This window comes from Fertoeibacter niger, from assembly GCF_009380135.2.
In the GTDB taxonomy this organism is placed as follows: Bacteria; Pseudomonadota; Alphaproteobacteria; order Rhodobacterales; family Rhodobacteraceae; genus Fertoeibacter; species Fertoeibacter niger.
Map to the genome: position 1 here is coordinate 1 of NZ_WHUT02000008.1, position 20,827 is coordinate 20,827.

The window sequence follows — 20,827 nt, forward strand, 5'->3', positions numbered from 1 at the left end:
AGATCCGCCGCCGCGACCGCGCCGCAGCGTCCTGATCACGGTCCGGCCCGGGGCGCCAGTTGCGGTTGATGTTGACCACCGGATGATAGGCCAGATCAGCCGTCAGCAGCAGCTGCTCATTGCCCGATTGCACCAGAAAATTCGCCATGCCAGGCGTGTGGCCGGCCGCGGGCAACGTGGTCAGGCCCGGCACGATCTCTTGCCCGGGCTCATACAGTTCCACCCTGTTCCGCCACGGTTCGACGCTTTGCCGGATGTTGGCGGCGAAACGCCGGCGGAACTCTTCCGGCACCGGCATATACGACAGATCGGGGTCTTGCGTGACAAAGAACGCCCAGTCCGCCGCCGGCACCATCACCGTGGCCCGCGCAAAGGCCCGGCTGCCGTCGGCGGCGCGCAGGTTGCCCACATGGTCGGGGTGGGTGTGCGAGATCACGATCAGATCGATGTCATCCGCCGAAAGCCCGATGGCGCGCAGGTTGTCAAACAGCCGCCCGCCGTTCGGCCCCATGGTCTGCCCGGCCCCGGCCTCCAGCAGGATGCGCCGGCCGCCGATTTCCACCAGAAGCACGTTCAGGTTCAGCGTCATGACATCACCCGGCAGGAAGGCGCGGCGCAACACCTCGGCCAGTTCCTGCTCGGGTGCGTCGCCGGCATAGACCTGCGGCGGGCCGCCGATGATGCCGTCACTCAGCACCGTGGCGGCGATGTCGCCCAGCTGAAACCGGTAATGCCCGGCATTGCCCGCAGCCAGCACCGGCGTGGCCTGCGCCCGAGCAGGCCGCGGTAGCGAAGGGGCACCGATCAGCCCTGCGGCGGCGGTCAGCATGATCGTGCGGCGGTCGAGAGTAAGCATCCTGGTATCCTTTCGCATGGGGCGGCTGGCCACCCTTCGCCTTGTCAGATGACAGCAGGGCATTCATTTGTTAAGCCGATCAAAAGCGATCAGACTGATCGGCAAGGAGAAGCAATGTCTGCCGTCCGGCTCGACCATCTCGAGGTTTTCGCCCAGATCGTCCGCTGCGGCGGCTTTCGGGCCGCAGCGGCAGAGCGGGGGGTGTCGTCGTCGGTCATCAGCCAGACGATGCATGCGCTGGAACGTGATCTTGGCCTGCGGCTGCTGAACCGCACGACCCGCAGCATCGCCCCGACCGAGGCCGGGCAACGCCTGCTGGACAGGCTGCGCCCCGCGTTGGATGACATCCGGCTGGCCCTGGCCGAGGTGGACCAGTTGCGCACGACGCCTTCGGGCACGCTGCGCATCAAGGCGCCCGGCCCAGCGGTGGACCATGTGCTGTGCCCGCTGGCCTTTCGCTTCATGCAGACCCATCCTGCGGTGAAGGTCGAGATCGTGTCGGATGCGGCCATGGTCGATATCGTCGGCGAGGGCTTCGATGCCGGGGTGCGTTTTGGCGAACATCTGGCACCCGACATGATCGCCACACCACTGGGCAAACCGCTGCGCTATGCCATTGTCGCCGCGCCCGGCTATATCGCGCGGCACGGCACCCCGCGCGTGCCGCAAGACCTTGTGGCGCATGACTGCATCCGGCGCCGCTATCCCGGCGGAAAACTGGCGAAATGGGAGTTTGAGAAAGCCGGGCAGAGCTTTACCCTACAGCCCGAGGGGCGGCTGACGCTGAGTTCGGCGCAGCAGGAAATGCAGGCCGCGCTGGCGGGCCAGGGCATCGCCCATGTGTTCGAGGACTACGCCCGCGCAGCATTGAGCGACGGCGCGCTGGTCGAGGTGCTGGCCGACTGGAGCCCGAAACTGCCAAGCTGGTATCTCTATTACCCGAACCGCCGCCACAACAGCGCGGCGATGATCGCCTTTCTTGAATGCGTGCGGCAATCCGCCAGACAAGCCTTCCACGACATCGAACGCGCTTGACGCATGAGCGTCCCAACCCTGATCCACCCCCGCCCCCGCGCCCGGACGATCGCGACGATGTTCAAGACACACACGCATGGCTTTTTCCACGCCGAGGGCCGATTTGAATGCAGGGTGTGGGGTTTGCCTGCACTGTTGACACCAAACACAGGAAAAGCCCGCCATGGATCGTCGTTCCTTCATTGCCGCAGTCCCAGCCTCCATCGCGCTTTCGCTGGCATCCGGGACAGGACAGGCAGCCGCAAACAGCCCCGAAACCGGGGTGCCACGGCCCGGCGCGCGTATGACCCAGGCGGTTGTTGACGCTGCGAACGCCTTTCTTGACGGCCTGTCGCCCGGGCAAAGGGCCCGTGCGCTTTACGGCGATGCAGATCCTGCCATGCGGCAATGGATCTACTTTCCAAGCCGGCGTGACCGCAACGGCATCGCGCTGGGTGCGCTGACAGAGGCGCAGCGCAGCGCCGCCTTTGGTGTAGCGGCGGCCATGCTGTCACAACGCGGGTATGACCAGTTTCGCGGCGTGCTTGCTGCCGAAGACGAACTGGGCCTGCGCAACGGCGAGGCTCATGTGAACGCGGGGCGCTATTTCATCGCGATCTTTGGCACGCCGGATACAACGGGCCGCTTTACCGTGCAGATCAACGGGCATCATCTGGCACATCACGCGAGCTTCGCGAACGGGGCCGCCATGCCGACGCCATCCTTTGTCGGCACCGATCCGGTCGAGATTGTCCTGGACGGTGGGCGCGTTCGCCCGATGCTCGGCAAGACGCAGGCCTTCTCTGCCCTCCTGGGCGGTCTTGGGGCATCAGAATTGGCCGCAGCCGAAATCGACCCGGTTGACGACGTGAGGGTCGGCACCGGTGCAAGCGACCGCTACCCGGAAACGCAGGGTATCCGCGTGGCTGATCTGGGGGCCGCACAGCGGGGCCTTGTCCGCGATCTGGTGTTTGCCTGGGTCGGGGATGCGGCTGATGCGATCGCAGAACCCTTGATGCAGCGTTATCTGGCCGACTTTCCCGACACCCGCCTTGCCTGGTCGGGCAGCATGGACCCCGACACAAAGGGGGCCTATCTGCGCCTGGACGGGCCCCGGCTGTGGATCGAGTTTTCCAACGTGGGGCGGTTTGGCAACGGCGACAACCACTATCACAGCGTCCTGCGCGACAAAGAGGCCGACTATCTGGCGACCTGACCTTGCGATGTCCGCCCGGCAACAATGCCCCCGGTCCCCTGCGCAGGGCGCCGGGGTTGGTTTGAATACCCGGGTCGCACAAAAGAGCGGCACTTCGGCAAGTCCTCGGGCAGGCCGCTGAACCGGAACCAGCCCGGCGCGGCTCAGTCTTTCCAGCGGGGGGCGAGTGCCGCAGGGATACCCAGCGCGTCAAGCCAGCGTTGCACCTGATGGTTGACCAGATCGTCAAGCGTGCGGCTTTTGGTGTAAAATGCCGGCATCGGCGGTGCCACGATCGCGCCCATTTCGGTGACTGCGATCATGTTGCGCAGGTGGCCCAGGTGCAAAGGCGTCTCGCGGACACCAAGCACCAGAGGGCGGCGTTCCTTCAGCGTCACATCCGCCGCGCGGGTCAGCAGGCTGCTGCCGATGCCATTGGCAATCTCGGCCAGGGTCTTCACGCTGCATGGCGCGATAAGCATGCCCTGTGCCCTGAAGGAACCTGACGCGATACCCGCACCGATGTCGCCGTTGGAATGGACATGATCCGCCAGAGATTTCGCCATTTCATAGCCATTTTCGGTTTCGACGGCGAGGGTTTGCACCGCGGCCCGGGTCACGATCAGATGTGTTTCCACTGATTGGCCGTGCAGCACCTCCAGCAACCTCAGCGCGAACGGCATTCCCGACGCGCCAGACAGGCCGACGATCAGACGCAGCGGCGCATCGGGACCAGTCACGGGTTTCAAGGGCTGGTGGCGTTGCGAAAGTGACAGGTTGCCGGGTGACACTGTTGATATCCTTGGATTGTAGACTCTGTCATATTTCTCGGATAGGTTGACCAAAATGTCGATTGACCCTTGGGAATAGAACGCCATGCGTAGAGTGAACCCCCAAGCAGGCTTCGCCAGCCCGTGTGACAACGATAGGAGCGGACCCGATCATCAGCACATGTTTTTTTATGTTAATTTCGAGTAGATTATTATGATCAAGGTCTTGCTGATAGATGACGATGCCGAGCTGGCAGAGCTGATGCGTGACGTGCTCAAAAGCTACAGCATCGAACTGCATGCCGTGCACACCCCCCGAGAAGGTTTCGCCGCGCTTGAGGCGCGCAAGTATGATCTGGTGCTGCTTGATGTCATGCTGCCCGAGTTGAACGGGTTGCAGATGTGCAGCAAGATCAGATATTCCAGCGCGGCCTACAGCGACGTGTCCATCATCATCCTGACCGCCCGCACCGAGTTGACAGACATGGTGGTGGGCCTGGAAACCGGCGCTGACGACTATGTCAAGAAACCGTTCGAGCCGCGCGAGCTGGTGGCGCGGATCAACGCCATCCTGCGGCGGTCGCGCGCGCCGGAAATCTCGGCCACGCGCGCCCTGGCGACTGACGCTCCCGCCATGGGCAAGGGCGGCGGCGGCTGCGAGATTGTTCTGGAATGTGATGTGCTTCAGATCGAGACGCAGCGCGCCCAGGTTCTTGTCAACGGCAAGAAGCTGGAGACAACGTCGATGGAGTTTGAACTGATCGCCGCATTGGCGAAGCGTCCGGGCGAGATTCTGAACCGCGATGACCTGCTGGGCGAAGTGCATGGCACCAATGTGATCTACACGCGCAGCATAGACGCGCTGATCTACCGGCTGCGGACCAAGATCAAGGATGCGGGGGCCGAGGTTGATTTCATCCGCACCGTGCGCGGGCGGGGCTATTCGCTTGTCGGTCAGGTGAAGCGGACCTCCCAGGTGTGAACCCAGGACGCACGGCAAGATGCAGGCGCGGCAGGGCGGCGGCTGGCGCAGGTATATTGCAGCAGGGCCGACCAGAGATAAACACAAAGCATCATGAAATGTCATTCTTTGCGCATATGCCGTTTTTTATTGAATGATTTGAGGTGGAGTTTCTTTTGACGCGCGAAGGCGCTAATCTCCGGGATGTGACTTGACCCAGCAATGTGAAACATGCCCATGCCGCGACTCATTTATCTTCTTTGCCTTGCCCCCCTTGTTCTGTTGGGGGCGATGGGCGGGTTCTTTTATGCCTATTCGGTGTCTGTCATGCCGGGCCTTGGCAACCTGCCCGAAGCCGAGGCGATCCGCGCCATGCAGGAATTGAACCGCGGAACCCGCAACGGGGTATTCCTGTTCACATTCCTGTTCACGCCGTTTCTGACGCTGGGCTGTGCCGCAGTGCTTTACATCAAGGGCAGGCGCAGGGCGGGGCTTTTTCTGGCGGCAGCAGGTGCGGTGTATTTCTGCGGCTCATTCCTGCCCACGGTGAATGTCAGCGTGCCCCTCAATCATGCCTTGGAAGCGATTGATTCTACATCAATATCTGCTGCAGATGCAGTGGCCCTGTGGTCGGATTACAGCGCTGACTGGACCTTTTGGAACACGCTGCGGGCTGTCATGGCGCTGATCGGGCTTGGACTTGCGGCCACCGCGATGCACAGCGCCGCGCGCATATCCTGAACTGCCCCCTTTCCCCTCTGGCAAGGACAGGCTGGCAAGGCCGGATACCGCGGGCCCCGCCCCATTGTTTTATCACATTGTGGCCAGAGTGTGATTTAGGATGGAGCCGCTGTCATAAACCCTCGCGCAGCGTGAATTTTTGATACGCAAAGCGCGTCGAAAAAGCATCCTTTGTTGTTTGAGTTAATCACCCATCGGGCCGTAAATCAGAGGCAAGAGAAACTCCTGCCGCACGAGGACCGAGACAGTGAATTCCGCATATAACCCGCCGTTTGAACACGATGCGCACATCGGCTCCTTTGCGCCCCTGGTTGAGGAGCCGGTGGTCCGGTTTCAGAATCTGACAAAGACCTACCGCATGGATCGCGTCCAGGTGACGGCACTGGCGAATGTCTCGGGGGTCATTGCCAAGGCCGAGACCACCTTTGTCACCGGCCCCTCGGGCAGCGGCAAATCCACATTGCTGAACATCATCGGCATGCTTGACCAGCCCAGCTCCGGCACTTTGACCATCCTCGACCAGGATGTCAGCCGCCTTTCCGACCGCGATGCGGCAGATTTCCGTGCGCGCCACATCGGCTTTGTTTTCCAGAGCTTCAACCTGATCCCGGTGCTGTCGCTGCGTGAGAACGTGGAATTTCCCCTGCTGAACCGCAAGATCGCATCACGGGCGCGCCGCGCCAAGGCCATGGAATATCTTGATGCGGTGGGGCTTGCCGAGTTTGTTGACCGCCGCCCCGGCGAGATCTCGGGCGGGCAGCGCCAGCGCGTTGCCATCGCCCGCGCCCTGGTGACAGAGCCGACCATGGTCATCGCAGACGAGCCCACCGCAAATCTCGATACGAAAACCTCGCGCGACATCATCGCCCTGCTGGACCGGATGAAGTCGGAGCTGAGCACAAGCATCGTGATCTGCACGCATGACACCAGCCTGATCACGCCGGCAAGCGCGGTCATCAACATCGTCGACGGCCAGACGGCCCAGGAGTAGCTCGTCATGATCTGGACAATCGCATTGCGCAATGTGGTGAAAAACGCGCGCCGTTCCCTCACGACGGGGCTCGCGATCGGCGTCGGCGGTCTTGCCGCGCTGCTTTTTGCCGGTTTCGTCACCTCGATCTGGTATGGGGTGCAGACCTCGATGATCCAGCAACAGGGCAACTTGCAGGTCTACCGCAACGGATATCTGGAATTCGGTGCGGCCAATCCCGACGAATACACGATCAAGGATTGGGACCGCGTCGTATCCCTTCTGGCCGCAGACCCGATGCTGGCCGAGGAACTGGCCGTGATCACCCCGCGCATCGACCTCGCGGGCGTGGCGGGCAATGCCGAGACCGGCAACTCCAAGACCTTCATCGGCAGCGGCGTCGTGCCTGCCGAAATCGACGCGATGAGCGGGTGGGACGGCTGGCAGATCGGGCAGGTCACACCCGCGAGCGGCCTTGCAGGGGGTGGGCCGGACAGCGTGATTGTCGGGGTTGGAATGGCGCGGATGATGGGGCTGTGCGGTGCGCTGAATGTGGCGGATTGCAGCGATCGCCCGGTTGACGCAGCCGATCTGGCAGGCGAAGAGCAGGATTTTTCGGCCCTCGTCGCCGAAGAGAGCGGTCTGGCCGACCAGTCGCTGGGCAATGACCAGCCACAGTTGAACCTGATGGCCGCAACATCCTCGGGTGTGCCGAACATTGCCCGTGTGGTGATCGAGGCGGCCGAGCCGCAGGCCATCCGCGCCGTCGACAACGCCTTTGTCATGATGCACTTCGAACAGGCGCGCAGCCTGCTTTATGGCGACAGTCAGGAAGCCACTGCGCTGATGTTGCAAGTTGCCAATCCCGAACGGGTGGATGCCGTCAAGACCCGTGTCGCCGAGGTTCTGGATCAGGCGGGGCTGGATCTGGGCGTCTATCACTTCACCGAGGTTGATCCGACGTTCGATCGCATCTTCGGCATGTTCACCTTCATGTTCATCGTGGTGTCGGCGGTTCTGGCCATTGTGATCGTCTTTACCATCGTCAACACCATCTCGATGACGGTCGTGGAACGGGTCAAAGAGATCGGCACGATCCGCGCCCTGGGGTTCCGCAAGGGGTTTGTCCGGGCGCTGTTTCTGACCGAAAGCGTGATCATCGGCATGATCGGGGCGGCGATTGCCCTTGGGTCGGCGGTTGTCCTGTCAAATCTGGTGAACGCCTCGGGCCTGCAATGGACGCCGCCTTCAAACGCCACGCCGCTGACGGTTCAGCTGATGGTGCTTGATAACCCGGTCTTTACCGCTGCGGTGGTGGGCGCGCTGGTGTTCCTTGCCATGCTGGCGGCGGTGCTGCCGACCTTCAAGGCCGCCAATCTGAACATCGTCGAAAGCCTGCAACGGGCCTGACGCTGGCCCCCAACCTCTGCCATCACTCGAAAGGAACTGTCACATGAAACTCCATCGCCGTGAATTCGCGCAGCTTCTCCTCGGCGGGCTTGGCGCTGCTGGCCTGGCCTCGGTGGGAATGCCGGCCTTTGCCGCCGATGCCGGCACGATCCTGCGCGAGGCGGATGCGATCCGAAATCCGCAGACCTCGTTCGTGGTCGACGTGGCACTTGCCAATTACGATCGTGGCCGCGTGACGGAGCAAACCACTGTCACCACCTATTCCCGCCCCGTCGGCGCGCAGTTCCAGACGCTGGTGCATATCAATTCGCCCGCAGCCGACCGTGGCAAGATCCTGCTGCGCAACGGAAATATCCTGTGGCTTTATGACCCCGCATCCAAGGCATCCGTCCGCATCTCACCGCGCCAGCGGCTGCTGGGCAACGCGTCGAACGGTGATGTCGTCAGCTCGAACCTTGTCGGGGATTACAACGCGGCCCTGAATGGCGAGGAAACGATTGTTGACGGCGACAGGCAGAACCGCAACTGCCACAAGCTGCAACTGACCCAGGCGTCGCAGTCCGCACCCTACAGCGCCATCGAATTCTGGGTTGATACTGCCAGCAACCAGCCGGTGAAGGGCAAGTATTTCACGCAAAGCGGCAAGCTGATCAAGGTGGCGTGGTATCGCAAACTGAAGAACCAGATGGGCGTTTCCCGCCCGACCGAGATCGTGATCGCCGACGGGTTCGACCCGAACAAGGTGACGGTCATGTCGATGAGCGGTTTTCGCGCCAAGACCATCCCCGAGTCGTGGTTCAACAAGGAATGGCTGCCGAACTTCAGCACATGACCGCCGGCGTGCTGCTGCAAGAGACCGGGGGGTAAAGCCCGCCGGTCATCGCAACAGCGCCCCGGTCAGGGCCCCCCGGTCGGGGATCGCGTCCCTTGGGGGCGGCATCAAAGGCAACCTGCGAGATGCCGCCTGCCCACGGTCTGTTCAAATGCGTTCTACAGCAGCGCGGCGAGCGCCTGGATATGAGACAACACCATGAAACGCCTGTTTATCTGTTCTGTCGCTGCGACATTGGCCCTTGCCTTGGCCCAGCCTGTTTCGGCAGATGATTTCGACCTGCCGCCCGATCTTCCCGCAGCGCCGGCGCAAAGCCTGCCGCCAGACGTCGCCCCGGACGGTGCCCTCGCAGCGCCGGACACAGATCCAGCAACCACGCCGGGTGAATTTTCCGCGCCACCCGGCGTTGAATTTGCATCTGCCGAGGACGCCGCCCCGTCAGCCGCCGGACGCAATGCCACGCTGGTGCTGGAGGCGCGCGCCTTTGCCAACCGCGACCTTGACGGGAACACCACCAACGCCTTGCGGTTTCAGGCGCATTACTTTGGCGCCCGGGATTTCGGCGGGCGGACTGGCCTGATCTTCAACCTTCGCGCCCGCACCTTCATCGAAGAAAACCGCAGCTATCGCTTTGCTGACGATTTCAACGTCGATGTGCAGGAACTGGCCCTGCGCTATGCGCTGAGCCCCGAGACTTCCTTGCAGTTCGGCCGGATCAACATCCGCAACGGCGTTGCCAGCGGGTTCAACCCGACCGACTGGTTCAAGGATGGCAGCCTTGTCGTGACAGACAGCGCGGCCCCTGCTGATCGGCGCAATGAACGTCTGGGTGTCGTTGCCCTGACCGGAACGACCACCCTGGGGCAAACCCTGATGCAGATCGGCTACCGGCCCCAGATCGACGCCGACCCCGGAACGGTTTGGACGGATCGCGACAATTTCGGCCTGGGGCTGGACCGCACCAACCCATCCGATGCCTGGTTTGTCAAAGTGACACCGCAGATCGGCGACAACCTGTCTTTCACGGCCAATGCCCTGTTGCTGGATGACGACCCCGGCATTGGTTTCGAACTTAGCGGAACCCTGGGTGACAACCTGGTCCTCTATTCCGAAATGATGGCGCAAAAGCGCCTTTCCATCGCCAGTGAAGCACTTGGCGCATCAGAGGGCTCGGCGGCCTTCCGCGATGGGGTGGGGGCCGGTCAGGGCAAGGATTGGCACTATCAAGCCGCGCTTGGTTTGAACTGGGCATTGTCGCAAAAAATGGTCGGTGCGCGCGATATCTCGTTGACGATGGAATACCACCTGAACACCGCGGGCCTGAGCTCGTCCCAGATCGACACGCTTTCGGGTGCCCAGGGGGCAGACGAGGCGGCTGCGGGGGCAATCCATGGCATCGCCAACCGCAGGCAGGAACCGCTGGCCCGCAACCAGATCTTCACCCGCCTTGCCTGGAACGACTTCTGGGGTGACAGCGACCTGTCGCTGTTGGGGTTCTATGTGCCTGCCGATGGCAGTGGCCTTGCACAGCTTTCGTTTGACGTTCCGGTCGGCGACAACGGAAACTTCAACCTGCGGGCGATTTCAAGTTTTGGTGACAGCCGTTCGGTCTATGGTGCCAACCCGACAAAGACTTCGGTTCAGATGGGCATGACCTATACCTTCTGACCCAAACGACGGCCGATACCGGCTCACGCTGACCAAAGGAAATGAGACTTGCGCGTATTGATCCTGGACGATGACGAAGAACTGGGCGGGCTGATGCAGCCTGTCCTGGCCAAATACGGCATGGATCTCAGTCTGGCGTTCACCCCGTCACAGGCCTTTGAACAGCTTGACCGGCAGGCCTTCGATGCTCTGCTTCTGGACATGATGCTGCCGGAGCTTGACGGCATGTCTGTCTGCCGGACCATCCGGGCCAGCGGCAAACCCTATGCCCAGATATCCATCCTGGCGTTGACGGCGCGGGCGGAACTGACCGACCGCATCGTGGCACTGGAAAGCGGCATCGACGACTTCGTCGCCAAACCCGTGGAAATGCGCGAACTGGTCGCCCGCATCGGTGCCGTGGTGCGTCGCCACCGCGACAACCGCGAACCCCCGCCACCGGTGCCAGAGCCGCAGGTTCACAGCGGCCTGTCCCTGTCGCCCACCCATATGTCTGCCGTTTACGGCACCTTCGAGATCAACCTGACCGAACTGGAACTGCGCATCCTGCAACCGCTTTCCGAGGCCGGTGGTGCGATCCTGTCGCGGGCAGAAATCCTTGAGCGCATCGGCTATGACACGCAAAGCGACCCCGGCATGATTGACACGATCATCTACCGCGTCCGCCAGAAGTTCCGTGACCAGGGGCTGAAAACCGATTTCATCAAGACACTTCGGGGGCAGGGCTACTGCATAAGGGCCGAATAGACATCATGAGCAAACTGTTCGACACGATAAGGCTGCGGGTCAGGACTTGGTCCGTGTTCAGCCATCTGCTTTGGGCGACGCTGGCCTCGACCACATTGCTCAGCCTTGTGCTGGTGCTGTCGCTGCAGCGCGTGGCAGATGAGCATCCCCGCCGCTATCTGTCGCGCGCGCTGTTCGATGCGTTTTCAGAAAGCGCGCGTGATCCCGGGCAGGAAGTGACGATGATCGGCGCGGCGCCGATGCTGCTGATGACGCCGGACGAGGCTGCCAATTCCCGCTTTGCCGAAATCTACCGCGATGCCGCCAACGACCGTGACGGCATCGCCATCAGCCGTCTGGGCGACTATTACGCCGCGGTTTCGGTGCGGGGCAGTCAGGTGGCGATCCTGCCGCAGTTCGGCCGGCCGATTTCGACCTATGCGCTGTTCCTTGTCGGGGTTGTGGTGTTGTCGGTGCTCTTCGCAGTCACCGCCATATACCTGCTGATCCGGCAGTTGACGCTGCCCTTCGAAGTGTTGACCGCCGGCATCCGCAAGGTCGAGGAGGGCGATCTGAGCTATCAGATTCCGCTCGACAACACATTTGGCGAGTATCGCACCTTTGCCAAGGGTTTCAACAAGATGGTGGCCGAGCTTCAACGTATTCACGAAAGCCGCCGCCACATGCTGCTGGCGCTGCCGCACGAGATACTGACGCCGCTGTCGCGCCTGAAAGTGCGCAAGGACATGCTGGTGGACGAGAACCTGCGTGCGCAGATCAGCAAGGACATCTCTGTTGTCGAGGAAATCCTTTCGTCGATTCTGGCGGCCGAAAAGCGGAACTCGGGCGAAACATCTGCGGATTTCATCGACATAGAACCCTATGCGCGCGAACAGATCGCACAGGTGGCGCATCCGGGCATCACCATAACCATCCACAATGAAACGGGCCGCAAGACCGCGTATTTTGACAGTTTCCTGACCAGCGTGCTGTTGAAGAATTTCGTCAGCAACGCGGTCCGCTATGGCGCGGGCAAACCCATCGCGGTCACGTTCAGCGCGGTTGGCGAGGAGGGGCGCGACATGCGCATTGCGGTCCGGGATCAGGGCATCGGCATTTCGCAGGAACATCAGCGCTTTCTGATGGAGCCATTCTGGCGCGCCGATGAATCACGTGGCCGGGCCTCGGGCGGGTATGGGCTGGGTCTTTACCTTTGCAAGACCATTGTGACTGGCCTTGGCGGCCAGATCGACATTACCAGCACGCTTGGCGAGGGAACCGAGATCAGCGTGGTTTTGCCCAATGTGCTGTGCAACACACTTGAGGATATCTGACATGACCCTGCCCGCACTCGCCCAGACCGAGTTTCTGAACTTTGCCGATCCCGTCGTAGCCGACTTTGCCCGCAAGGCGCTGGCCAACAGCGGCGACGACCCGCGTCAGAAGGCGGTCGATCTGTTCTATGCCGTGCGTGATGGCCTGTTTTATGAGATATACAACGCCGATTTTGCGCGCCCGGCCATGAAAGCCAGCGCAATCCTGCGCCGCCGCTCGGGGCTGTGCATCCACAAGTCGATTGTCTATGCGGCTCTGCTGCGGCGGGAGGGCATACCGGCACGGCTTTGGGTGACGGATGTGCAAAACCACCTGTGTTCACCGCAATTGGCAAAACTGATGGGCACAAAGGTGTTCCACTATCACGTTCTGGTGTCGCTTCAGCTTGATGGAAGGTGGATCAAGGCCACACCGGTTTTCAACGAGCGGCTTTGCCAGCTTTATGGCATGACGGCACTGGAATTCGACGGCGTTCAGGATTGTGTTCACCATGCTTTTGACACGACCGGCCGCGCCTATATGGAAATCACGCATGAGCACGGCGAATTCGATGATCTGCCCTATGACATGATTCTCGATGGGCTGCGTGAAAAGCATGGTGCCATGTTCAAGACCGAAACGAAATTCAAGTCAGGTTCGCTTGTGTCAGACCTGGCGTAACGTTCCGGCATAGCGATTAACAAACCAGTCATCCTATGATCCATGCAAGGGGGGGTGCCAATTTCTGGCCGCCCCCCTTTGACGTTCTGTCGATGGTTCCTTGCGCTGAAAATAATATCAGCGGGAAAAATTATTCATCACAAATCGTTGAAAAATATAGGAAACCCTTCTGGCTTGCTGAATTATTCTGTGCATCATAGCAATATTTTCGAACAAATCGACAAACTATCCATGGACCATCTGGTTTATGGTCGCCGCATGCCAGAAGCGGTGGGCGAATGACGCCGGGTTGTGGCAACCAGTCAGTCAACACGAGGATAAAATGATCATCAATTCCCTGAGCAACATCACCAATACCGAGCGCGATGTCGATTGGGGCAACGGCAAAAGCCGGCGCCTTCTGATCGAGAAAGACCAGATGGGCTATTCTCTGACGGACACGATCATCAATGCGGGCACGGCCTCGCTGCTGGAATACAAGAACCACCTGGAAGCCTGCTATTGCGTCGAGGGCGAGGGCGAGGTGGTGGATGAACAGACCGGCGAGACCCACATCATCACCCCCGGCACGATGTATGCGCTGGACAAGCATGACAAGCATTGGCTGAAAGCCAGCAAGACGATGCGGCTGGTCTGCGTCTTCAATCCCCCTCTGAAGGGGAATGAACGGCATTCGCTGGGCGGTGACAGCTCCGCCTATTGATATTGCCATTCGCCTACGCCTTCCAATTCACCAAAGGTTGCTCTGCCATGAAGGACAGCATCGTCATTTCAGCGAGTTGCGCTGATGCCGCTTTCCCGGAACCTCTGCGTTCCGACGGCCAGAAGGCAGATGCAGCCTTTGGTTCCTTTCTGGTCCACTATCTGGATCACAGCGAATATGAGGCACACGCCGCGATCGACCGCAGCCGCCATACCCGCGTGTCGCATCGTTTGAGCCGGATGGTGGCGCGACTGTGCGCCAGGTCGGGGCTGAGTGCCGAGGCGCTGGCGGGCCCCCGCACCGGTCTGGTCTCGGGGTCCAGCTATGGCTGTTCGCCGGTTTACGAGATGCACCACCGTCTGCGCCAGCAGGGACCGCGCGGTGTCGATGCCGTGCGTTTCGCACAGGCAACGCACAATTACCCGGTGTCCTCTTGCGCCATCGAATACGGGCTGCAAGGGCCCTGTCTGTCCGTCGTCAGCACCGAAACCGCGGGGCTGGATGCGCTGCAATGTGCGTTCGACTGGCTGCGAGACAATCGCTGCGACCGCGTGCTGGTCACGGCTTTTGAAGACTTCGCGCCACCCACCGCCGACCACCTTCTTGCGCGCGCCCGGGCAACCCCCGGCACAGCCTTTGGCGAGGCGATGGTGCTTCTTCTACTGGAACGCGAGACCGCCGCCACAGCACGCGGCCTTGCCGGTCTGGCAAGGCTGGGGTCCGTGACGAACATACCCGCCCGGGGAAGGTCGCATCTGCATATCCAATGCTCCGATCCGGCTGTGCGCACCATGCGCTCTCAGGCGCTCGATTTCCTTGGGGCGGGCGGGCTGCTTGCCATTCATGACCTGTTGACCAGTCCGGACGGGGCCGGGCCTGCTGCGACAGACTGGCAGATCGCTGTAACCGCACCGGCCAGCGGCATTGCTGTCAACATCGCACTGCCACAGATGGAGCACAGCCAATGACCCGTTCTGTTGTTGTGACCGGTCTGGGGGTGGTGGCGCGTGACGTGATCGGCACCGCCGATTTCGGCAGGGTGCTGTCGCGTGGCGGCACGGCACCAGAGCCGCCACCGCAATTCGACAGTGAAAGATTCCGCGCAAGACTTGCCCATGTGGCTGACCCGCTTGCCACAAGGGCGGCGTTGCACAATGCCGATTGCGGCGGGCTGATGGCCGCTGTGACCGAGGCCGAGGTCGCCTGTGCCGGGCACGGCATCCTCGCCGCCTTGCAGGCGATCCGGCAGGCCGGATTGGATGCCGCCACGCTGCACCGCGCAGGCTGTGCCGTCGCGACGACATCGGGCGGGATGATGGACCGTTACTCCGACGCGCTTGATGCGGGCACGTCCGGCAGCGAAACGCATGATCTTGTCGTGCCATGCAGCGCTGCACTGGTGTTGCAAAGGGTCTTTGGCCTGACCGGGCCGCTGTGCGGGTTTTCCTGCGCCTGTGTGTCGTCGCTGGCCGCACTTTCCTATGCGCTGGCCCGTGTGCGCAACGGCGACGTGCCCTTGATGCTGGTCGGCGGGTCCGACCGGATGCGCGAGGCGGATTTTGCCGGGTTCAACGCCCTGCGCGCCATGGACCGTGACAGTTGCCGCCCGTTTGACCGCACCCGCAAAGGCATGGTCATCGGTGACGGCGCGGCCATGCTGGTGATCGAGGACGAGGACCACGCCCGCGCAAGGGGTGCGACCCCGCTGGTGCGTCTGGCCGGGATGGGTCTGTCCACCGACAGCTATCACATCACCAGCCCCAATTCCCGCGGGCTTGCCATGGCGATGCGGCAGGCGCTGGCAGAGGCCGGACGCAGCCCGTCCGACATCGGCTATGTGAACTGCCATGGCACCGGCACGCCGCTGAACGACATAGCCGAAGCCGAGGCGCTGGCCAGTGTGTTTACCGGCGACGCGCCGCGCCCGATTGTCGGCTCGACCAAGGGCTCGACCGGGCATCTTCTGGGCAGCGCCGGTGCAATCGAGACTGTCGCCACGATCCTGGCCCTTCAGGCGGGCGAGGCGCCGCTGATGGCCACAACCACTGATCCCGAGGATATCGGCTTTGCCCTGCCGTTGGCGGGCACTGATCGCAGGCTCGCCACCGGCCTTGCGATGAACAATTCTCTGGGGTTCGGCGGGCTGAACGGCAGCCTGATCCTTGAACTCGTCACAACGGGAGAACCATGATGCGCGCGATCCGAAGCCTGCCGCTGGGGGGCACCAAGGGTAACTTTCGCGATGATCTTATGGGGCCGCTGCTGGAGGCGCTGGCCCAATGGGCCCCGGCGCTCAACGAAGGTTGGCAAGAGGATGACCAGGCCGGGCGCTTTGGCGAGCAACGCTGGCGTGCGCTGGTCGATGCCGGGCTGACCGGGCTTGTCACCGCCGAAGACATGGGCGGGCTTGCCCTTTCGGTTCTGGAACTGACCGAGGTGCTGGAGGCTTTGGGCCATCTTTGCGAGGATGCGGGCCTGGGATTTTCGCTGGCGACGCATCTGTGCAGCACCTGTCTGCCCGTGGCAAAGTTCGGCAGCGCGGCGATGCAGGCAGATCTGTTGCCAAGGCTGGCGCGGGCGCAGATCGTCGGCGCACATGCGATCACCGAACCCGACAGCGGGTCTGACGCATTCGCCATGAAAACCACCGCGATCCGCGATGGCGAAGACTATGTGCTGTCGGGCGAGAAATGCTTCATTTCCAATGCGCCGATCGCCGGCATCTGCGTAGTCTACGCCCGGACCCATCCGACCAAAGGTGCCCTTGGCGGCTTTTCCGCGCTGGCGGTTGATTGCGGCTCACCGGGTTTTTCCATCGGCAAGCCGCGCAAGAAAATGGGCCTGCGCACCGCGCCGATGGCAGACCTGCATTTTGCCGATGTCAGGGTTCCCGCCTCACGCCTGATCGGGCGCGAAGGGCAGGGCTTTTCCATTCTGGAATATGTGATGCGCTGGGAAATCCTGTGTGTATTCGCGCTTCAGGTTGGCGAAATGCGCCGACAGCTTGACCGCTGCATTGCCTTTGCCAAAGGTCGGCGGCAATTCGGCGCGCCCATCGCCAGCTTTCAGGCCGTGTCACACCGGGTTGCCGACATGCATATGCGGCTGCAATCGTCACGCAGCTGGCTGTCGCGGATGGTGATCGCGATGGAGGGAGGTGGACAGGCCTCACTGGAGATCGCCGCGGCCAAGCTGGCCATATCCGAGGCGCATGTCGCCAATTCCATCGACGCCATCACCCTGCATGGCGGCGCGGGCTTCATGTCTGAAACCGGGATCGAAAGCCACCTGCGCAACGCGGTGGGCGGCCTGATCTATTCGGGCAGCTCGGACATCCAGAAAAACCGCATCGCCGCCATGCTTGGCCTGTGACCGAGGGAACGCCATGCTGCATCAGGAAAACCTCACCATCATCGGAACCCGCGCGCTGTATGAGCGGATCAGCGGCGAGATGGCGAAAACGCCCCGTTCCACGGTCTTTTCCGCACAGGAAGAACGCGTGTCGCACGAGGGCCTGATCGCCATGGCGGCCCTGATCCGTAACCGCCTGCCCTGCCCGGATCCAACGGCCGAGGAAACCGTGGCGATTTGCGCCGAAAAGACGCCCGATTGTCTGGCTGCGATTCTGGCGGTGCTTTCCACCGGCCGGGCCTATGCGCCGCTGGATCCGACCCACCCCGATGCCCGCCTGACCGGCATTCTGGCCGACCTTCGCCCTGCGGCGCTGGTGGTGGATGAAACCACGGGCCCCCGGCTGCGGGATTGGGCGCAGGCCGCAGATGTGCCGCTGCTGCAACTGTCGCGGGCCGCGCCCGATGCTGTGGCCCCGCACGCGCCCATTGCCGTGTCGCAGCAAAGCCTGGCTGCGGTGCTGCATACCTCCGGCTCCACCGGCAAGCCAAAGCGGGTGGAGATCGAGGCCAGCGCCCTGCATGTGTTTCAGGAATGGGTGGTGGATGAGCTGGGCCTGTGCGTGGACGATTGCCTGCTCAGCCATGCGCCGTTTGCCTTTGATCTGTCGTTTCTCGATATCTATGCCGCGCTGATGTCGGGCGCAGGCCTGGCGCTGGCGGATGCAAAAACCGCCCGCAGCGGGGCAAAGCTGATGGCCATGATGCAGCGCGCCCGTGTGACCATCTGGCACTCCGCCCCCTCGGCACTGAAACTGATCGCCGAGTCTGCGGGCGATACGATTCTGCCAGATCTGCGCTGCGTGCTGTTCGCGGGCGAGCCGATGCCCGCGCGCACCCTGCAAAAGCTGTTCCGCATCTTCCCCAAGGCGCGCTTTCTGAACATCTATGGCTGCACCGAAACCAACGACACCTTCTGCTACGAAGTGCCCCGCCAGAACACGCCCGATCCGCTGCCGCTTGGCCGCGCGCTGCCCTATGTGGATTACGTTCTGGCCGACGCCGATGGCGCCGAGATTGCCGGCCCCGGCGAGGGCGAGCTTTGGGTGCGCTGCCCGACCATGATGCGCGGCTATGCCGACCCCGCACTGACCGCCCGCGCCACGGTTTGGCATCAGGGCAAGCTTTACTACCGATCGGGCGATCAGGTGCGCCGCGACGCGACGGGGCTGGTGCATTTCATCGGGCGCAACGACACGATCGTGAAGCTGACCGGCATCCGGGTGGACCTGAACGAGGTTGACGCCGCCCTGCTGGCCCATCCGGGCGTGGACGAGGCCTTGTCATTCGTCACCCCGTCGGCTGACGGTCTGGCGCTGAACGCCTGGGTCACGACGCAGCACGACCTCAGCAGCCTCGACCTCCGTCTGCATCTGACGCAGCGGCTGCCCCTGGCCGCCATCCCGCGCCACTACACCATTTCCCGGATGGAGGTTCCCAAAAACTCCAACGGGAAAGCCTGCAGGCGCCAGATGGCGCAGAATGGCCAATCCACCCTCGTCTGAGGGCCAGCAAGACCGACGGACAGATAAAGGAGACCTCCCATGTCCTATCCCGCCCTGCGCAGCTTCATTTCCGCCGAATTTGCAATCGACGTTCCCGCCCATCAACTGACCGACGATCTGGACCTGATCGACACCGGCATCGTTGACAGCCTTGGCGTGCTGAAGCTGATCGCCTTTCTGGAAGGTGAATATGATCTGGTGATCACACCCGACGAGCTTGACGCCGATCTTTACCGCAGCATCAGCCAGATCGAGGCGCTGATCAGCAGCAAGCAGATGGCTGCGGCCTGACGCATTCCCGAAAGAAGGAGCGAAGGCCATGACGCCGGACCAGACTGCCGCAGCCCTGATCGCGGGCCGGACGCCGACAGAGGACGCCATGTTCGCCTATTGGCAGGCCACCGACGAGGGCCTTCGCCCCAAGGCCGAAACCGTGGCAATCCTTGCCGCGCTTTCGGCCGCCCCTTCCGACCCGGACATGATGCGCAGCTTCGTGCGCTATATCCGGCAGACCTATCCGCCGGTCGCGCTGCCATCGGCAGGCGACGCGGTGAACATCGTGGGCACCGGTGGTGGCCGGTCCACCTTCAACATCTCGACCACTGCCGCATTCGTGGCGGCGGCGGCGGGGGTAAAGGTGCTGAAATCCGGTTCCTCTGCCTATTCGTCTTCGGTGGGGTCGGGCGACATATTGAACGCGCTGGGGCTGGCGCGTGCGCCGTCAGATGCGTTCACAGACGCCATGCTGTCGGAAACCGGCCTCGCATTTGCCGCGCCGCAACGCTATGCGCCGGTTTGCAAACGGCTGGCCATCGCGGCCCTGCCCTTGGATTTCAAGGTGATCGGGCGTTTCGTGAACACCCTTGGCCCTTTGATCTGCCCCTATGACATGCGGGCCCATGTCATCGGCGTCTCATCCCTGCGGCTGTTCGGCCAGCTTCACCAGATCGCGCAGTTGCTGGCGGTGCCTGCCTTGCTGGTGCATTCGGATCTGGGCGTGGACGAGTTTCTGAGCATCGGCACGAACAGCTGGCTTTGGGCGCAGGACGAACAGGCCCGGTTGCAGAATGCTTCAGCGCTTGGTCTGGGGCAGGGCAGCCTTGACGACCTGGCCGGGGGCGATCTGTCGCACAACATTGCGATGATGACGGCGATCCTGAAGGGCCAGGGCAACCGCACCAGCACCGAAACGGTCGCGCTGAACGCGGGGGCGGCCCTTTTTGCCGGTGGCGTGGCGCATGATCTGGCACAGGGCACCCGCCTGGCGCTGGAGTGTCTGGCCGATGGCGCACCCTTCGCCAAGCTGGAGCAGGCACAGGCCTTTGCCCGGGCCGCGGCGGCGGATCTGGGGCGCGTCGCATGAGCCTGCCGTTTCATGCGGCCCTGACCAAGGCGCATGCGCCGGTCATCGCCGAGATCAAACCCCATTCGCCAAAGACCGGGCCGCTTGTCGCGGCCCATGCCGTCGCCGATGTGGCGCGGGATTATGCCAACGCTGGCGCGCCCTGCCTTTCAGTGACAACGGGTGCGTGGCACGGTGGCAGCCTTGGCATGATTGCGCAGATGGCCGCCACGGGCCTGCCGGTGCTGCGCAAGGATTTCATCACCTCGCGCCGCCATCTTGACGAGTCTCTTGAGGCCGGAGCCTCGGCCGTGCTGCTGACCTGCGCGCTGCTGCGCAGCGCAGACGTAACGCGGCTGGCCGTGGCGGCGCTGTCCATCGGGCTGACGCCTTTTGTCGAGGCGGCCTCGGTGCGCGAGCTGGAAGGGTTGCAGTTGCCGCACGAAGCCATTCTTGCCATCAACAACCGCGACATCCGCACGAGAGAGGTGGATGACGGTGGCGTTTCACACAGCGAGCTGCTGTATGCGCAGGCCCGTGCGGGCCATGCCGGGCTGCTGGTCAGCGCCTCTGGCCTGACCACGCCGCAGGCGGTCGCCCGGGCGATGGCCGCCGGTTTTGACGGTGTGCTTGTGGGCACGGCCCTGCTGTCAGGCCCGGCCCCGCCCTTTGACACCACGCGCGCGTTCATCATGGCGGCGTCGCGGACAGTGCATCATTGATGGGGTG

At 62.5% G+C, this 20,827-nt stretch carries 22 protein-coding genes; 20 read left to right on the top strand and 2 right to left on the bottom strand.

Annotated features, from left to right (window positions below; translation table 11 throughout):
- Window positions 1-856, bottom strand: an 856-nt coding sequence (locus GEU84_RS13600) for an MBL fold metallo-hydrolase (RefSeq protein WP_217438573.1), incomplete at its 3' end; no start/stop codon positions are given.
- A gap of 114 nt (window positions 857-970) precedes the next feature.
- On the opposite strand from GEU84_RS13600, the gene GEU84_RS13605 reads away from it, so the two are divergent.
- On the top strand, window positions 971-1,891 hold the full coding sequence (locus GEU84_RS13605; RefSeq protein ID WP_152826995.1) for a LysR family transcriptional regulator: 921 nt from the start codon (window positions 971-973) through the stop codon (window positions 1,889-1,891).
- A 283-nt stretch (window positions 1,892-2,174) separates the two neighbouring features.
- Window positions 2,175-3,086, top strand: a complete 912-nt coding sequence (locus GEU84_RS13610; protein ID WP_174539867.1) for a DUF3500 domain-containing protein — start codon at window positions 2,175-2,177, stop codon at window positions 3,084-3,086.
- A gap of 143 nt (window positions 3,087-3,229) precedes the next feature.
- On the opposite strand, the gene GEU84_RS13615 is transcribed toward GEU84_RS13610, so the two are convergent.
- Entirely contained in the window at window positions 3,230-3,856 is a 627-nt protein-coding gene (locus tag GEU84_RS13615; RefSeq protein ID WP_338144802.1) for a UbiX family flavin prenyltransferase, read from the bottom strand.
- Window positions 3,857-4,049: 193 nt separating this feature from the next.
- Between GEU84_RS13615 and GEU84_RS13620 the strand changes: the two genes are divergently transcribed.
- From GEU84_RS13620 to GEU84_RS13705, 18 genes are all read left to right on the top strand, one after another.
- On the top strand, window positions 4,050-4,817 hold the full coding sequence (locus tag GEU84_RS13620; protein WP_152827001.1) for a response regulator transcription factor: 768 nt from the start codon (window positions 4,050-4,052) through the stop codon (window positions 4,815-4,817).
- 216 nt (window positions 4,818-5,033) lie between these two features.
- Window positions 5,034-5,537, top strand: coding sequence for an anthrone oxygenase family protein (locus GEU84_RS13625; RefSeq protein ID WP_174539868.1), 504 nt, complete (start codon window positions 5,034-5,036; stop codon window positions 5,535-5,537).
- A gap of 358 nt (window positions 5,538-5,895) precedes the next feature.
- A complete protein-coding gene (locus tag GEU84_RS13630) occupies window positions 5,896-6,528 on the top strand; it encodes an ABC transporter ATP-binding protein (RefSeq protein ID WP_152827005.1) in 633 nt (210 codons plus the stop codon).
- A 6-nt stretch (window positions 6,529-6,534) separates the two neighbouring features.
- The gene (locus GEU84_RS13635) at window positions 6,535-7,917 is read left to right on the top strand and encodes an ABC transporter permease (RefSeq protein WP_152827007.1); all 1,383 of its coding nucleotides are present in this window, start codon (window positions 6,535-6,537) and stop codon (window positions 7,915-7,917) included.
- Window positions 7,918-7,960: 43 nt separating this feature from the next.
- The gene (locus GEU84_RS13640; RefSeq protein ID WP_152827009.1) at window positions 7,961-8,749 is read left to right on the top strand and encodes an outer membrane lipoprotein-sorting protein; all 789 of its coding nucleotides are present in this window, start codon (window positions 7,961-7,963) and stop codon (window positions 8,747-8,749) included.
- A gap of 198 nt (window positions 8,750-8,947) precedes the next feature.
- On the top strand, window positions 8,948-10,417 hold the full coding sequence (locus tag GEU84_RS13645; protein ID WP_152827011.1) for a hypothetical protein: 1,470 nt from the start codon (window positions 8,948-8,950) through the stop codon (window positions 10,415-10,417).
- 48 nt (window positions 10,418-10,465) lie between these two features.
- A complete protein-coding gene (locus GEU84_RS13650) occupies window positions 10,466-11,164 on the top strand; it encodes a response regulator transcription factor (RefSeq protein ID WP_152827013.1) in 699 nt (232 codons plus the stop codon).
- A 5-nt stretch (window positions 11,165-11,169) separates the two neighbouring features.
- Window positions 11,170-12,477: a HAMP domain-containing sensor histidine kinase gene (locus GEU84_RS13655; RefSeq protein WP_152827014.1), complete on the top strand. Its 1,308-nt coding sequence runs from the start codon at window positions 11,170-11,172 to the stop codon at window positions 12,475-12,477.
- A gap of 1 nt (window position 12,478) precedes the next feature.
- Window positions 12,479-13,138, top strand: coding sequence for a transglutaminase-like domain-containing protein (locus GEU84_RS13660; RefSeq protein WP_152827016.1), 660 nt, complete (start codon window positions 12,479-12,481; stop codon window positions 13,136-13,138).
- A gap of 42 nt (window positions 13,139-13,180) precedes the next feature.
- Window positions 13,181-13,420: a hypothetical protein gene (locus GEU84_RS13665; RefSeq protein ID WP_152827018.1), complete on the top strand. Its 240-nt coding sequence runs from the start codon at window positions 13,181-13,183 to the stop codon at window positions 13,418-13,420.
- A gap of 40 nt (window positions 13,421-13,460) precedes the next feature.
- A complete protein-coding gene (locus GEU84_RS13670; RefSeq protein WP_152827020.1) occupies window positions 13,461-13,841 on the top strand; it encodes an ectoine synthase in 381 nt (126 codons plus the stop codon).
- Between the two features lie 47 nt (window positions 13,842-13,888).
- Window positions 13,889-14,809 carry a beta-ketoacyl synthase N-terminal-like domain-containing protein gene (locus GEU84_RS13675; RefSeq protein WP_152827021.1) on the top strand — a complete coding sequence of 307 codons (921 nt, stop codon included), beginning with the start codon at window positions 13,889-13,891 and terminating at the stop codon, window positions 14,807-14,809.
- Window positions 14,806-16,032, top strand: coding sequence for a beta-ketoacyl-[acyl-carrier-protein] synthase family protein (locus GEU84_RS13680; RefSeq protein WP_152827024.1), 1,227 nt, complete (start codon window positions 14,806-14,808; stop codon window positions 16,030-16,032). The genes GEU84_RS13675 and GEU84_RS13680 overlap by 4 nt, the downstream gene beginning before the upstream one ends.
- Window positions 16,032-17,213, top strand: a complete 1,182-nt coding sequence (locus GEU84_RS13685) for an acyl-CoA dehydrogenase family protein (protein ID WP_174539869.1) — start codon at window positions 16,032-16,034, stop codon at window positions 17,211-17,213. The genes GEU84_RS13680 and GEU84_RS13685 overlap by 1 nt, the downstream gene beginning before the upstream one ends.
- Before the next feature lie 13 nt (window positions 17,214-17,226).
- Window positions 17,227-18,756: an AMP-binding protein gene (locus GEU84_RS13690; RefSeq protein ID WP_152827028.1), complete on the top strand. Its 1,530-nt coding sequence runs from the start codon at window positions 17,227-17,229 to the stop codon at window positions 18,754-18,756.
- A 39-nt stretch (window positions 18,757-18,795) separates the two neighbouring features.
- Complete coding sequence (locus GEU84_RS13695) at window positions 18,796-19,047, top strand: acyl carrier protein (protein WP_152827030.1); 252 nt, start codon at window positions 18,796-18,798, stop codon at window positions 19,045-19,047.
- Between the two features lie 28 nt (window positions 19,048-19,075).
- Window positions 19,076-20,119, top strand: coding sequence for an anthranilate phosphoribosyltransferase (locus GEU84_RS13700; protein ID WP_152827032.1), 1,044 nt, complete (start codon window positions 19,076-19,078; stop codon window positions 20,117-20,119).
- Window positions 20,116-20,820: a beta/alpha barrel domain-containing protein gene (locus tag GEU84_RS13705; RefSeq protein ID WP_152827034.1), complete on the top strand. Its 705-nt coding sequence runs from the start codon at window positions 20,116-20,118 to the stop codon at window positions 20,818-20,820. The genes GEU84_RS13700 and GEU84_RS13705 overlap by 4 nt, the downstream gene beginning before the upstream one ends.
- The last annotated feature ends 7 nt before the right edge of the window (window positions 20,821-20,827 follow it).

What these genes read in the sequence shown, in the direction of transcription:
- GEU84_RS13625 (WP_174539868.1), top strand. Translation starts at nt 5,034, where the DNA reads ATGCCGCGACTCATTTATCTTCTTTGCCTTGCCCCCCTTGTTCTGTTG.
- GEU84_RS13645 (WP_152827011.1), top strand. Translation starts at nt 8,948, where the DNA reads ATGAAACGCCTGTTTATCTGTTCTGTCGCTGCGACATTGGCCCTTGCC.
- GEU84_RS13635 (WP_152827007.1), top strand. Translation starts at nt 6,535, where the DNA reads ATGATCTGGACAATCGCATTGCGCAATGTGGTGAAAAACGCGCGCCGT.
- GEU84_RS13695 (WP_152827030.1), top strand. Translation starts at nt 18,796, where the DNA reads ATGTCCTATCCCGCCCTGCGCAGCTTCATTTCCGCCGAATTTGCAATC.
- GEU84_RS13680 (WP_152827024.1), top strand. Translation starts at nt 14,806, where the DNA reads ATGACCCGTTCTGTTGTTGTGACCGGTCTGGGGGTGGTGGCGCGTGAC.
- GEU84_RS13660 (WP_152827016.1), top strand. Translation starts at nt 12,479, where the DNA reads ATGACCCTGCCCGCACTCGCCCAGACCGAGTTTCTGAACTTTGCCGAT.
- GEU84_RS13630 (WP_152827005.1), top strand. Translation starts at nt 5,896, where the DNA reads ATGGATCGCGTCCAGGTGACGGCACTGGCGAATGTCTCGGGGGTCATT.
- GEU84_RS13700 (WP_152827032.1), top strand. Translation starts at nt 19,076, where the DNA reads ATGACGCCGGACCAGACTGCCGCAGCCCTGATCGCGGGCCGGACGCCG.
- GEU84_RS13670 (WP_152827020.1), top strand. Translation starts at nt 13,461, where the DNA reads ATGATCATCAATTCCCTGAGCAACATCACCAATACCGAGCGCGATGTC.
- GEU84_RS13655 (WP_152827014.1), top strand. Translation starts at nt 11,170, where the DNA reads ATGAGCAAACTGTTCGACACGATAAGGCTGCGGGTCAGGACTTGGTCC.
- GEU84_RS13665 (WP_152827018.1), top strand. Translation starts at nt 13,181, where the DNA reads ATGCAAGGGGGGGTGCCAATTTCTGGCCGCCCCCCTTTGACGTTCTGT.
- GEU84_RS13640 (WP_152827009.1), top strand. Translation starts at nt 7,961, where the DNA reads ATGAAACTCCATCGCCGTGAATTCGCGCAGCTTCTCCTCGGCGGGCTT.
- GEU84_RS13605 (WP_152826995.1), top strand. Translation starts at nt 971, where the DNA reads ATGTCTGCCGTCCGGCTCGACCATCTCGAGGTTTTCGCCCAGATCGTC.
- GEU84_RS13610 (WP_174539867.1), top strand. Translation starts at nt 2,175, where the DNA reads ATGACCCAGGCGGTTGTTGACGCTGCGAACGCCTTTCTTGACGGCCTG.
- GEU84_RS13675 (WP_152827021.1), top strand. Translation starts at nt 13,889, where the DNA reads ATGAAGGACAGCATCGTCATTTCAGCGAGTTGCGCTGATGCCGCTTTC.
- GEU84_RS13685 (WP_174539869.1), top strand. Translation starts at nt 16,032, where the DNA reads ATGCGCGCGATCCGAAGCCTGCCGCTGGGGGGCACCAAGGGTAACTTT.
- GEU84_RS13690 (WP_152827028.1), top strand. Translation starts at nt 17,227, where the DNA reads ATGCTGCATCAGGAAAACCTCACCATCATCGGAACCCGCGCGCTGTAT.
- GEU84_RS13620 (WP_152827001.1), top strand. Translation starts at nt 4,050, where the DNA reads ATGATCAAGGTCTTGCTGATAGATGACGATGCCGAGCTGGCAGAGCTG.
- GEU84_RS13705 (WP_152827034.1), top strand. Translation starts at nt 20,116, where the DNA reads ATGAGCCTGCCGTTTCATGCGGCCCTGACCAAGGCGCATGCGCCGGTC.